Genomic DNA, 13,437 nt, shown 5'->3' on the forward strand with positions numbered 1-13,437 from the left:
TGACATGGAACTTTTAGCGTACCTATATCATTTAATAACAAATTTCAGAAATAGATTATATGACAAAAAGATCTTTAAGTCTAAAAAAATAGACGATATAGAGATTTTTTGTGTTGGAAACATTACAGTAGGAGGGACAGGAAAAACCCCTACCGTACAATATCTAGTTCAAAAATTTTTAGATGAGGGAAAAAAAGTCGCCATAGTATCTAGAGGGTATAAGGGAAAAAGAAAAATTGACCCCATGATCGTTAGTGATGGAAAAAATATTTTTGCAACAACAAAAGAAAGCGGCGATGAGCCTCTTTTGCATGCTATAAATACAAAGGTTCCAATAATTGTAGGCCGGGATAGATATTCCGCCTGTATGTTAGCCAAAGAAAACTTTGATATAGATACAATTGTATTAGATGACGGCTATCAGCATAGGAAACTAGAAAGAGACTGCAATATTGTTTTAATAGATGCTACCAACCCATTTGGCGGCGGGAGACTTCTGCCACTTGGAACACTCAGGGAAGATTTAAGACAACTTAAAAGAGCAGATGAATTTATCATTACTAAAGCTGATCTTGTAGATGATAGAGAGATAAAAAAGATCAAGAAATATCTGTCTAAATACAAGAAAAATATCTCAGTGGCCAAATATGGTGTAGTTTCTTTAAAGGATCTCAAGGGAGATAGAAAACCTCTTTTTTGGGTAAATAAAAAAAAGGTCTTATTATTTAGCGGGTTAGCTAATCCCCTGAATTTTGAAAAAACCGTGATTTCTCTTATGCCTTCTGCAACTGACAGGATGGACTTTTTGGATCACCATAATTTTAAAGAAAGAGATTTCAAAAAAATAATGAAAAGAGCAGATGAAATGGGTGCAGACTTTATAATAACTACAGAAAAAGATATTGTAAAACTCCCGCAGAATTTTCATATGCCGAGAACGTATGTACTGAAAGTAGAATTAACTATGTTAGAAGATAACCTGTTTCAACAGTAGGAGGAATAATGTTTCAAATAGACGATATAAGAGAAAAAAATATAGATAAATTTTATGAAATTTATCTTACAGGCGGAAAATTAAAATTAATCGAAGCTGTCGCAGAAGGGTTAGGAAAAAGATCATATTTTACTATCGATTGTGATGGAACTATTAAAAGAAAGCCAATGAATCATGCTCTCCCACTGATAACAACTATAAATAGCGATAACTATAAAGAGATCATAGAGACCCTTTTAGAACAAATGGTCGACCTGACTCAGAGGGAAAAGATAAAAAAAATAGAGAGGTTATCTAAGTATTCTATGGATACTTTAACTAATAATTTCAATAAAATCATGGCCAGCGGGGATAAAGTTTTTGGTCTTAAGTATGGAAAGGAACTATTTTTAAGAGATAGACAATTATTCTTTAAGATGCTCTTTGATTATGTTTTATTGGAGGATATAGACAGTGAAAAGTCAGCTATGGCCTGGAGCTTATACCTACTCATGAAAGACAATGATTTTTCAGATGAAGTATTTTATGTGGGGATGTCATATCTCCTGCAAAGAAGATCTGAATTCAATGATTTTGAGAGGGTAAGCAGCACTAATTTCACTCCTACACCTAAGATGGAAGTAATCGCAGTATCTAAAACTATAGATTCTTCAGCAGTCTCTAGTTATGGAAAGATCTTAAATGAATTTACATATAAAAAAGAAGCGATCTATACAGAGATCCTGAAAGAAAAAATTAAATACTAAAAATTAGCTACCAATATTCACTAATAAAAAGATTAAAAGGCACAGTCACGAATTACACGAATGACGCGAATTAATATAAGAAAATAGAACGCGGATGACACAGATCTCAAGTTGATAATCACAGGTTGATGCAGATTTAAAAGATTGAATACAGAGGAAAAGAAAGATTTAGCCACTAATTAACACCGATCATAATTAAAGTTGAAGGATTTTCTTTGTGAAACTCTTTATCTCGGTATCTTTGTGCTGAGGAATCTGTGTCATCTGTGTCAAAAAGCTTCTGTGATATAACAGTAAAATTTTATAAATTAGTGATACATTTTAATTTCTTTATTAAAGTAATAGAGAAATTAAATATTCGTATAAACTTGATGGCAAAGAAAGGTATATTCGTGATACACAAGTATTAACTAGATAAAAAAGGATGTTAATATATGGATAATAATAATAATAATAATATAAAAAAAATAGGAATTTTCGGTGGAAGTTTTAATCCTGTCCATAGGGGACATATGGAGATGGCGAATCTGGCCATAGAAAAACTTGATTTAGATCGATTATATCTTGTTCCTGTGGGAACTCCCTGTCATAGATGTGATAATGACTTCGTTAGCGGTCAGGATAGAATGGCTATGATAAAACTAGTCTGTTTAAACAACAAAAAGCTTTTCCCCTGCGATTATGAGATAATTTCTGAAAAGGTATCCTATACCTATGATACCCTCCTGAAAATCGCGGAGATCCACCCTGACAGCCTTATATACGAAATTATCGGAGAAGATTCCGCAGAGTATCTAACCAGTTGGAAAAATTATGAAAAGATGGTTGATCTCTGTAAATTTGTTTTTTTCAAAAGAAAGGGCTATCAGTCCACTATCCATGGCCTTCTGACTATTGAAGCACCACTATTTAATATCAGCTCTACCCTGATCAGGGAAAAAATAAAAAACAACGAACCATTGGAAGATTATATAACTCCAGAAGTAGAAGAATATATAAGAGAGCATAACTTGTATAGATAACCTGTCACGAATTACGTGAAGAAAAATTTTAATTTAAGGGTTTAAAACCTCAAAAGTTAAGAGAAAGATAGCTATGCTATCTTTCTCTTATATCCAAACTTTGGTTCCCCTAGGGGGAACCATAAAAGGAAGGGGAATTCGTGACAACAAATAAAATTTTTATATAAAGGGGGCAATAAATTATGATAATCAGAGAATGTGACACGAAAAAAGTAACCAGTGAAAAACCTCGTGGGGGGCATGGTCTTATCCATGGAATGCAATATCTTGTAGGTGATCAAATTACCAATAAGATAAAAATCGTCATGGCAAACGACCTTGAGATAGGAGCTATGATAGGAGAACACTCCCATATAGATGATGAGGAGTTTTACTACATTATCGCAGGGCAGGGCAGGGTTATCGATGATGGTGTGGTAAAAGAAGTCAGTGCCGGAGATTTAGTTTATACAGGTTCCGGGCACTCCCATTCATTGGAAAATATAGGCGATACAAAATTAAAATTTTTGGCTTTCATAGTTGAAAAGTAGGGACATGACGGGTAATATAGGGTGACTCATAAGTAGAAAATCTACTTGTGAGTTGCTCTTTTTTTATACTTCTATTTCAGACGTTGAATTGAGTTTTTTAGAAAAAACAAAAGAAATAATTTGACATGAAGTACATTCAATGATATATTAATCACATAAGTATTGTAATAATTATAAAATTATAATTAAACCAAAAGGAGTGTATAAATATGAAAAAAGAAAAGGTAGTAGTAATTGGAACAAACCATGCAGGAACTCATTCCATCCTTGAGATAGCTAATAAATATAAAGATACCCATGAGGTAGTTACATATGATAAAAATGATAACATCTCATTTTTAGGGTGCGGAATGGCACTGTGGATCGGCGGAGTAATTGATTCTGGAGACGGGTTATTCTACGCTACCCCTGAATCACTCCGTGAAGCTGGAGCAGAGGTTCATATGAAGCATGATTTTAAAAATGTAGATTTTGATAAAAAAACTATAGAAGTTGAAGATATAGACACTGGAGAAATGAAGACTGAAACTTATGACAAGCTTATCTTTGCAATTGGATCATGGCCTATCTTACCTCCTTTACCGGGACATGATTTAGAAAACATTATGTATGCTAAGATCTTCCAAAATGCACAGTCTGCAATTGAAAAGATAAAGGACCCATCTATTAAGAAGGTTACTGTGGTAGGAGCCGGATATATAGGAATCGAATTAGTAGAAGCTTTCAAAGAAAATGGAAAGGAAGTTACTTTAATCAACGATATGGATGTTCTAAACAGATATTACGATTCTAATTTCCAGGAGATGATGAGAGCTAACTTAGAAAAAAATGGCATCATCATGCAATTAGGAGAAACTGTTACTGAATTTGCAGGAGATGGGAAGGTTAGTAAAGTCATCACAACTAAGGGTGAGTACGATACCGACCTAGTACTCATGTCTATTGGATTCAAACCCAATACAGGAATTTTAGCGGATACAGGTATCGAATTGACACCTAGAGGAGCTATCCTCACTAACAACAGGATGGAAACAAGTATTAAAGACGTCTATGCAATAGGAGACTGTGCTACCGTATACAACAATGCCTCGGAACAATTTGAAAATATTGCTCTTGCAACTAACGCTGTCAGAACAGGAATCGTTGCAGGTCACAATGTTTGTGGTACACCACTTGAGATGCAGGGAGTACAGGGGTCTAACGCAATCCATATATTTGGATTGACCTTATCCTCTACCGGATTGACTGAATGTGTAGCAAAAAGTTCAGGAATGAATGTTGAAACGGTTGAATTCACAGATTTAATCAAATCTGCTTTCATGCCGGAAAATGATGAGATCACAGTAAAAGTAGTCTGGGAAAAGGAAACCAAGAGAATTGTAGGAGCACAAATGGCATCTACTTCAGATATTACATTAGCATTACATTTCTTTAGTTTAGCTATACAGGAAAGATATACTATGGATAAGTTAGCACTTACAGATACATTTTTCCTCCCGCACTTTAACCAGCCGCATAATTTCATTACAAAAGCTGGATTGTTAGCCTTGGGTAAATTATAAAAAATATAAGAAGAGGCTCTTTGAGCCTCTTCTCTTTAAAGTTGCCAATTTATTGCCTCTCTTCCCTTGGATCTTAAATAGTCATTAGTTTTGGAAAAAGGTCTGCTTCCAAAAAATCCCCTATAGGCTGAGAGTGGTGAAGGATGAATGGCTATTATCAATTTTTAAATCATCATATAATTCCTTATTAATATTTATTAAAGACCCGGGAAGGGGCTTTACATCCGGTAAAACTGAAAAACACAACCCATGAGCATGTCCTGGAGTAGGATAGGGGTCTTGCCCTAAAATAACAACTTTTATCTTATTTAAAGGAGTGGAATTTAAAGCATTAAACCACTGGGAAGGTTTCGGCAGAATTAATTTCCCTTCCCCTTTCTCCTTTTTTAAAAAATCACTTAGATTATTCATATACTCCTTTTGAAATTCTTCCTTTAAAAATTCTAACCAAGAATTGTCTAATTTTATTTTCATAATTTAGACCACCCCTTAGTATTTTTCGTATTTCTAAAATAAAAAAATGTAAATTTTAAAAGCTCCTAACTATAGTTAGGAGCTTTTTTATACTTATTTATTTTTTCCTATAAAATGGAATTCCTGATAAAACTATAATTATAGAATATAACATATAGTACGGTTGATTTACTGTGGCACTTATTGTTATTCCTATTCCACCAATTGCAGCCAGTACCGGGATGATTGGGTATAACGGAACCTTATATGGTCTTACTAAATTAGGTTCTTTCTTTCTCAGTATGATGAGTCCTATGAACAACACTGAATAAAAAGCCCATATAATTGCTACTGGAATGTCAGCAAATATATCAATACTCATTCCGATTATAAATGGTGCTATCAGATAAAGAAAACTTATCGTCCCTATTAAAAAACCAGATTTTAATGGTGTATCAAACCTTGTACTTACTTCTGAAAAATGCTTCTTCATAGGAAAATGTCCCTCAATCGCCAGGGTATAAGGAAATCTTATTCCTGCCAGTGTCAGTCCATTTAATGTCCCGTATGCCGATATGACTATTCCACCAAAGATAGCTTTAGTTGCAATTGGTCCAAATAAAAGATTAGCTGCTCCTACAGTTCCCTGTTCTGCCAGTAAATTAGCCGGCAAAGTCTTAAGTAAAGCGATATTTAATCCTACGTATAAAACTATAATCAGACCTAATCCAAAGATAATTGCCCTAGGCAGGTTTTTCGTTGGATTTTTTATTTCTCCACCTATACTACAAGCTAACATCCAGCCATCATAAGCAAACATTACCGGTACCAATGCTGCTAATACTAAACTCATGCTAAATGGTGAATCTATTCCTGGGGCCACGCTAAATGGTGTTGGATTTGCTCCATTTAATAAACCAAAAATAAGTAATCCTGCCAGTGGAATTATTTTCACTGCTGTTACTAAAGTCTGCAGCCTACCACCAGATTTAGCCATAAATAAATTGATAACAAAGACCGATATAAATGCCGGGATAGATATCATAGCTACATTTGTAGGAGTGCTTTCTATTCCTAAAAATATAGTCGCAAAGAACCCGGTATAATATGCCAGTACCGCCACTAACCCCGGCAGATATAAAACTACATGCATCCATCCAGTCATAAATCCGGCAAAGTCTCCGTAAATTCTTCTGATATAAGCTACTAGTCCACCTGTTTCCGGGATAGCTGCTCCCAATTCCGCTGCTGTTAAACCTGCCAAGATGGTAATAGTTCCACCTAATACCCACGCTAATATAGCAACTTTCGGGTTTAGACTAGATGCTTTTAGTATAGCCTCTGCCTTAAAGAATATTCCTATTCCCACCACTATTCCAATTACCATTGCTGTTGCCACCGATATTCCATATTTTTCATGTAATTTTGTTTCTTTCATTTCCTTCACTAATACCACACTCCTAATTTCTATACTTTAGTCTTTTCACACCTAATTCCTACTCTAATACTCTAATACTTATTCTACATTTTAGATATAAAAAACTTTAGTTATTCTATCATGAATTTAAAGATACGTCAATTTTCATGTTTTTAGCTTTTTAAAATTCATAACCAAAAAACGCTGATAAGAGCATTCCCCTTGCATCTGAATCATTGGAAACCACAATTTCTAAAGGCCCGACTAAGCTATCCCACCCCAGACCAATTCCTACTCCATGTTTAAAATTTTCTCCTGCCTTACTATCTTCAGTTATTATTAAATCTGTAGGAGTATCATATGTAACAGTATTGTATTTCATATTGATATACACACTCGCATTTAATTTATATCTTAGGTTGATTCCTGCCATATAAAATTCTTCAGCATATTTCCTCATGGCATTCATTCCATAAAAGGAAAATAGATTTGTTTTTAAATCATTTCTCAGCCCGCCTATTTTAAAATACTCATTTTCCGGTATTTCTGTCCCATCCATCTTTCCCCCAGAGATAAATAACTCGAGATTAAATTTTTCTTTAATTGGAATATGCTGATGCATATCAAATAAGAGTCCGCTAAATTCAACACTTCCGCTGCCTTCAATATCTCCACCTGTAAATAAACTCAGATCATTTTTTACACCTTCATCTGAAAAATGCGAATCATCCCTGCTGTCTGACTTTATGAAAATATATCCTTTATAATAATCCCAGGATGATTTAGATTTAAATTCTTTAGAACCGCTTTCATATTCATTTTTAGACATTATATATTCAATCTTAGTCCCTAAAGAATATGAATTGAATACAGCAGTCCCTAGTATTCCATCTATATAGACACTCTCATTAGCATATTCACTAATTTTATCCGCCTTATCATATATAAAAAGGGGATTAGCTTTAGCACCAAAACCTATAGAACTTAAATATTGGATTTCTTTAAAATTATACTCAGAAACTCCTCTAAATTCCAACTTGGGGTATTTAGATATTTCTGCCGTTACCATATAGTCATTATCAAGGAGTCCATAAGTAGAGATTTCCGTTGCTATCCCTATGGCAGCCCCAAAATCACTGCTGGCATTGATCCCTAATCTCAAATATCTAGTTTCAGTTTCTTGGATTTCTATAGTTAATTTTTTATCTTCTATTCTATAAAAAGATCTATTGATAACATATAGTGCATTTATCTTATTCATCCATAAATTTAATTCTTCCTGAGTATAATTCCCTGGAATTCCCTTTCTAGAAATCCCCAATATTTTTTCTTTAGTCACACTTTTATTTCCTACAAGGACTACCTCATCTATTTCAAATTCTATTTCTTCATTATTTATATCTTTTGATTCAGGTGTTTTTTTTGATTTACTTCTGCTTAATTTCACCAGCTCTTCCCTATGTTTTTTTGTTTCTCTCTCTCCCATTTCTATAAGAGTTTCTAAATTTGAAAAATCTGCTACCGAAGTTTTTTTCACATCTGGTACTATCAATATATCGGCCAACTCTGTAGCTTCTTTAAACTCTTTTTCACTCCTATAGGTTGATATTTTATCCATTATTTCAACTAAATTAGAATTTTCTTTAATTATAGTTTCATCAGCACTTATATCTACTGCAATGACAATATCGGCTCCCATATTTAAAACCTCTTGAACAGGTAAATTATCTACTAACCCACCGTCTATATAAAACTCACCATCATCTTTTACAGGTTCAAAAATTGTTGGAATAGTCATACTCATAAATACTGCCTTGGCTAAATCTCCTTTTCCTATAGCCTGTCTCTCTCCAGTATTAATATTGGTGGCAATGGCTCTAAATGGTATCTGCAGATTATCAAAATCATCTACTTCTTCTACTCTTATAAAGAGTGATTTCAACTCCAAATAAAATGCCCTTCCAGTCAATACACCCTTTGGAAATTTTAATTTCCAGTTTTCATCTATTTCTAAATTAAAACAATATTTTTCCCGCTTATCCTTATCAACTATAGAAGTGTACTTCCTGGCCTGGTTATCGTTTTTAAATGAATCCCAGTCTATATTAAGTATGATTTTCTCTATCTCATCTGCTGTATAACCAGCAGCATAAAGAGCTCCTACAATACTACCGAAACTTGTTCCGGTTATATAGTCTATATGGATATTATACTCTTCTAAGATCTTTAATACACCTACATGGGCAGCTCCCTTGGCTCCTCCTCCGCTGAGAACCAGACCTATCTTAGGAGGTCTTTCCATATTTTCTTTTTTTTCTAAGACTTCCTGGTGTAGAACTTTTAATTTTTCTAATTCTATTTCCTTTCCCGATATCTTCTGTTCCAATATTTTTAGTTTGTGATACCCCATTGCCTCTGAAAATCCCGTCAAAAACATCAATCCAAATAAAAAAATAACTATTTTAAACCTCATAATATCTCCTTGTATAATGAAATAGAGCTATATAATAAAATACATGAATTATGAAACTATATATCGTAGCCTTTGATCTTATTTATTTATTATTCTATGTGCTGTAGCAATGGCTACTTCATTTAGATGTAATATCCCAATATTTAACAGTACTGCCACAGAGATATCCTCGTCTATCCTTACCAGTGAAATCTTACCTCCTACATTAAAACCATTAGTCTTACTGCTAACTTGATTTAGAGCATCCCTTACAGCTCCTATTATGATCCCGTTATGACTCCTGTTATCTTCTACTAATCCATTTTTTATTGCAGCCACTATGGAATTTTCTACTATTTTAATGGTCATATCCGGCATCTTCCCGCCTATATTTACCGCTGCTGTTAATATTCCATTTTTTTTGTATTCTTCCTTTAATTTTTTTTCCTCTTCCCTGGTTGTAAGCACCATATTTATAGCTATTTTAGAAATTTCATAACTTTTTTCCTTCATCCTTTTCCTCCTACTTTTATTTTCTTAGAAAAAGGGCTACCCTTTTTAAGGTAACCCTTTTATATTATTTCTCTTCTTCTTTTATATCTGTATCTGTTTTTTCATCTTCACTTTCATCTTTAGTTTCGTTTTCGTTTTCAGTTTCAGTTTCCTCAACTTCTAAAGGAGAATTATCTGAATCAGAAGTTAGTTCTTTTTTCTTTTTAGCTAATTCTTCTTTTTCCTTTTTAGTTAATTCTTCTTTTAGTTCATCTATTCCCTTAGCTACTACATCTTTTAATGGTTTTAATGGCTCTAATTCTCCTCCACTCATAAGGATATTAAGTTCTTCTCCTGTTATTGTCTCTCTTTCCAATAAAGATTTAGAGATCTTATCCAATAGGTCATAATTATCTCTAAGGGTAGTTTTTACCTCATCATAGGCATCATTGATCATCTTTCTGATCTCTTCGTCTATAGATTTTGCTGTTTCTTCTCCATAGATCTTATTTTGGAACATATCTCCCTCTTTGGTAGCATCCAATAGTACAGGTCCAAATCTATCAGACATCCCTAATTTAGTTACCATAGCATGGGCTATTCCTGTAGCTCTTTCTATATCGTTACTGGCTCCAGTTGTAATATCTCCAAAGACTACCTCTTCAGCAGCTCTTCCACCTAACAATCCTCTGATATCAGCCAGATACTCTTTTTTACTTCTCAGGTATCTATCTTCTGTTGGTAAACTCATTGTATAGCCAAGAGCTGCCATTCCACGCGGTACTATAGTTACCTTATGAACAGGATCTACTGTGTCTTTATAGAAAGTTTGAATCATTGCATGTCCCACTTCATGGTATGCAACTATATTTTTTTCTTTTTCCACTGTTACCCTTGATTTTCTAGCAGGACCAATGGAAACTTTTTCAGATGCTTCCTCTAAATCTTCCATCATAATAATATCTCTATGCTGCCTGGCTGCCAGTATAGCCGCTTCATTTAATAAGTTGGCAAGGTCTGCTCCTACAAATCCAGGAGTCTTTTTAGCCAGTGTATGCAGATCTACATCTTTTCCTATTTTTTTCCCTTTAATATGTACATGTAATATAGCTTCTCTTCCCTTGATATCAGGTTTATCTACTACAACCTGCCTGTCAAATCTTCCCGGTCTCATAAGAGCTTTATCTAAGATCTCAGGTCTATTAGTTGCAGCGATTACTATTATAGTTTCTTCGCTGCTGAATCCATCCATCTCTACCAGGAGTTGGTTTAAAGTTTGTTCCCTCTCGTCGTTTCCTCCACCTTGACCAGATCCCCTCTTTCTTCCTACTGCATCTATCTCATCGATAAATACGATACAAGGTGCTGCTTTTCTAGCTTTATTAAATAGATCTCTTACTCTAGAGGCTCCTACTCCTACGAACATCTCTACAAATTCAGAACCAGATATAGTGAAGAATGGCACTGCTGCTTCTCCTGCTACTGCTCTTGCTAATAGAGTCTTACCTGTTCCTGGTGCTCCTAACAATAATACACCTTTAGGTATAGCTGCTCCTATTTTTTTGTATTTTTCAGGTTCTTTCAAGAAATCTACAACCTCTACCAATTCCTGCTTAGCTTCCTCAATACCTGCTACATCATCAAATTTAACATTGGAGATATTTTCACCATTATCTTTGGCTCTGGATTTCCCCATATTAAATACACTAGGACCGCTATTTGATCCACCCTTCATCTTATTCATCATAAATATCCAGATTCCAACAAGCAATAACATCGGGAACCATGAGATAAGTATTTGAACGATAAGTGGTGTCTTAGCAGGATCTTCAGACTTTATCTCAACACTTGTCTGAGTCAAGGCTTTCATAAGGTTAGGATCTTGGGAAACTCTGTTGGATATCATTCTAGCTCTGAATGCCGATGTATCTTCTAGTTGTTTTTTTCCGATTACATAACCTTCTTTTTCTTGAACTACCTTAAATTCTCCATTGTTAGCTTTTTTCAAAAACTCTGTATAACTAATTATCTTTTGATCTTTCGTTTTAGCACTATCCATCATTGATGGTAGTGACATAATTATTGTGACAACGAATAACAGCATTATTACTGTTTTAAAGTTAAATTTCTTTTGTGGTTCTTTTTTAGAACCCTTCTCACCATTTTCATTATTAGTTTTTTTACCTTTCTTTTTTCTCATGCCGTATTTCAATCTCTCTTTAAGCTCATTCTTTCTTTCCTCTAATTCATTGTACTCAGTGTCCTTATCCTCTACATTTTCCTTCTTTTTTTCATCTTTTTTTTCATCTTTTAAACCGTCTTTTAAATCATCCTTTAAATCATTGTTGTTGTTATTTTCCACCGAAGTCAACCTCCTCAATTTTTTCAATTTTTAGTTTTGCAGTATTCTTTTTTAAATCTTCAAAACGCCTGTCTCCTCTAATTCCCCCTACCCATAGAATTTCATCCAAATTAGTAATAATTGGAATAAAATCCCTCTCCTCTTTTGGAACCTTAGAGTCGATAAATAAATCTTTTAATCTCTTTCTTCCGTGCATCCCAACAGGGTAAAATTTATCCCCATTTTTTCTTGAACGGACTGTTAAAATATCATCCTTTCTTAGTTTACAATAAAATTCATTTTTTCCTTCTTTGGATTTTTGATCTTCATTAATTAATTCAGCACTGATCTTGTAGTTATTCCAAAGAACACTTCCAGGAACAGTTAATTTTTCAATTAATTGATCATTAAATTTTATTTTTTCCACTTCTACTACTTCTAGAATATCATATGTCTTTTTGATACGGTATCTGTAATTTCCATATATTTCCTTGCTTCCATCAGCATAGATAAGCTTTTGTACTTCAAGTATTTTATTTCTATTCACAGATATATCAAATTTTTGCAGGTATTCCGAGATAATGGTCCGTTGAATAAACTTTTCCTCTTTTTTTAGTTCCCTTACATCTAAAATATCATTTTTTGTGTACTTTTTCAAGTTACTATTAATAATACCATTAAACTCCCCTATATCTGAAATTAAATTTATTATTTTTTCTTTAAAATTAATATTATATTCTTTTTCTATAGATGGAATTAAATCTAACCTGATCTTATTTCTAGTATAAATATTCTCAAAATTCGTCTTATCGATGCAGTATCCTATTTTATTTTCATCTAAATATTTTAAGATATCCTCTTTTCTATAACTTAAAACAGGCCGTATAAAAAATTCCCTCACCACCGGAATTCCCTCTAAACCCTTAAAAGATGTCCCACGGATAAGACGAAACATGAAGGTCTCTACCAAATCATCTTCATTGTGAGCAAGAGCTACCTTGGTGGCTCCTAATCGATCCTTTAATTCCCTAAAAAAACCATATCTCACTTCCCTCCCGGCTTCCTCTTCAGATAAACCGTGGAGTTTAGCATATTCTTTGATATCAACTTTTTTTGTGTAGGCAGGTACCTTTTCTGATTCTCCTAATTTTATAACAAATTTTTCATCCCCGTCACTATCTTTTCCCCTGAGGCCGTGATTTATGTGGGCAAAGTATATTCTAAGATCCATCTTATCTTTTATTTTTTTTAGGAGGTTATATAAAAATACTGAATCCGGTCCCCCAGACATGGCTATAATTATCCTATCTCCATATTCTATCAGTTTTTTCTCACTGTTTAGTCTTTCAAATTTTTTTAAATCCATAATACACTTCCTTTTTTACCTAATTTTACATCTATACCTAATTATTATATTTTTTTGCCACT

General features: G+C 33.8%; 11 protein-coding genes. 5 read left to right on the top strand and 6 right to left on the bottom strand.

Annotation, left to right across the window (positions count from 1 at the left end; translation table 11 throughout):
- Nucleotides 1-4 precede the first annotated feature (4 nt).
- The 5 genes from lpxK to nox all read left to right on the top strand — a co-directional run bounded on the left by lpxK (nt 5) and on the right by nox (nt 4,854).
- Nucleotides 5-994 (top strand): tetraacyldisaccharide 4'-kinase, encoded by a 990-nt coding sequence (gene lpxK, locus DYH56_RS01640; RefSeq protein ID WP_114641109.1) that lies wholly within the window; start codon nt 5-7, stop codon nt 992-994.
- Between the two features lie 8 nt (nt 995-1,002).
- Nucleotides 1,003-1,740 (top strand): hypothetical protein, encoded by a 738-nt coding sequence (locus DYH56_RS01645; RefSeq protein ID WP_114641110.1) that lies wholly within the window; start codon nt 1,003-1,005, stop codon nt 1,738-1,740.
- 434 nt (nt 1,741-2,174) lie between these two features.
- On the top strand, nt 2,175-2,762 hold the full coding sequence (nadD, locus tag DYH56_RS01650; RefSeq protein WP_114641111.1) for a nicotinate-nucleotide adenylyltransferase: 588 nt from the start codon (nt 2,175-2,177) through the stop codon (nt 2,760-2,762).
- Between the two features lie 182 nt (nt 2,763-2,944).
- Complete coding sequence (locus tag DYH56_RS01655; protein ID WP_114641112.1) at nt 2,945-3,292, top strand: cupin domain-containing protein; 348 nt, start codon at nt 2,945-2,947, stop codon at nt 3,290-3,292.
- Between the two features lie 209 nt (nt 3,293-3,501).
- Nucleotides 3,502-4,854 (top strand): H2O-forming NADH oxidase, encoded by a 1,353-nt coding sequence (gene nox, locus DYH56_RS01660; protein ID WP_114641113.1) that lies wholly within the window; start codon nt 3,502-3,504, stop codon nt 4,852-4,854.
- 120 nt (nt 4,855-4,974) lie between these two features.
- Here the strand turns inward: nox and DYH56_RS01665 are convergent, their stop codons facing one another.
- The 6 genes from DYH56_RS01665 to tilS form a co-directional block, all read right to left on the bottom strand.
- Nucleotides 4,975-5,328: a uracil-DNA glycosylase gene (locus DYH56_RS01665; RefSeq protein WP_233499972.1), complete on the bottom strand. Its 354-nt coding sequence runs from the start codon at nt 5,326-5,328 to the stop codon at nt 4,975-4,977.
- A 97-nt stretch (nt 5,329-5,425) separates the two neighbouring features.
- Complete coding sequence (locus DYH56_RS01670; RefSeq protein WP_114641235.1) at nt 5,426-6,745, bottom strand: APC family permease; 1,320 nt, start codon at nt 6,743-6,745, stop codon at nt 5,426-5,428.
- Nucleotides 6,746-6,905: 160 nt separating this feature from the next.
- Nucleotides 6,906-9,197 (bottom strand): patatin-like phospholipase family protein, encoded by a 2,292-nt coding sequence (locus DYH56_RS01675; RefSeq protein WP_114641114.1) that lies wholly within the window; start codon nt 9,195-9,197, stop codon nt 6,906-6,908.
- Nucleotides 9,198-9,275: 78 nt separating this feature from the next.
- Entirely contained in the window at nt 9,276-9,689 is a 414-nt protein-coding gene (locus DYH56_RS01680; RefSeq protein ID WP_114641115.1) for a HutP family protein, read from the bottom strand.
- A gap of 64 nt (nt 9,690-9,753) precedes the next feature.
- On the bottom strand, nt 9,754-11,868 hold the full coding sequence (ftsH, locus tag DYH56_RS01685; protein WP_199532950.1) for an ATP-dependent zinc metalloprotease FtsH: 2,115 nt from the start codon (nt 11,866-11,868) through the stop codon (nt 9,754-9,756).
- Between the two features lie 151 nt (nt 11,869-12,019).
- A complete protein-coding gene (gene tilS, locus DYH56_RS01690) occupies nt 12,020-13,375 on the bottom strand; it encodes a tRNA lysidine(34) synthetase TilS (protein ID WP_114641117.1) in 1,356 nt (451 codons plus the stop codon).
- Nucleotides 13,376-13,437: the final 62 nt, after the last annotated feature.

Origin of the sequence: Psychrilyobacter piezotolerans (assembly GCF_003391055.1) — a bacterium.
Classification (GTDB): Bacteria; Fusobacteriota; Fusobacteriia; order Fusobacteriales; family Fusobacteriaceae; genus Psychrilyobacter; species Psychrilyobacter piezotolerans.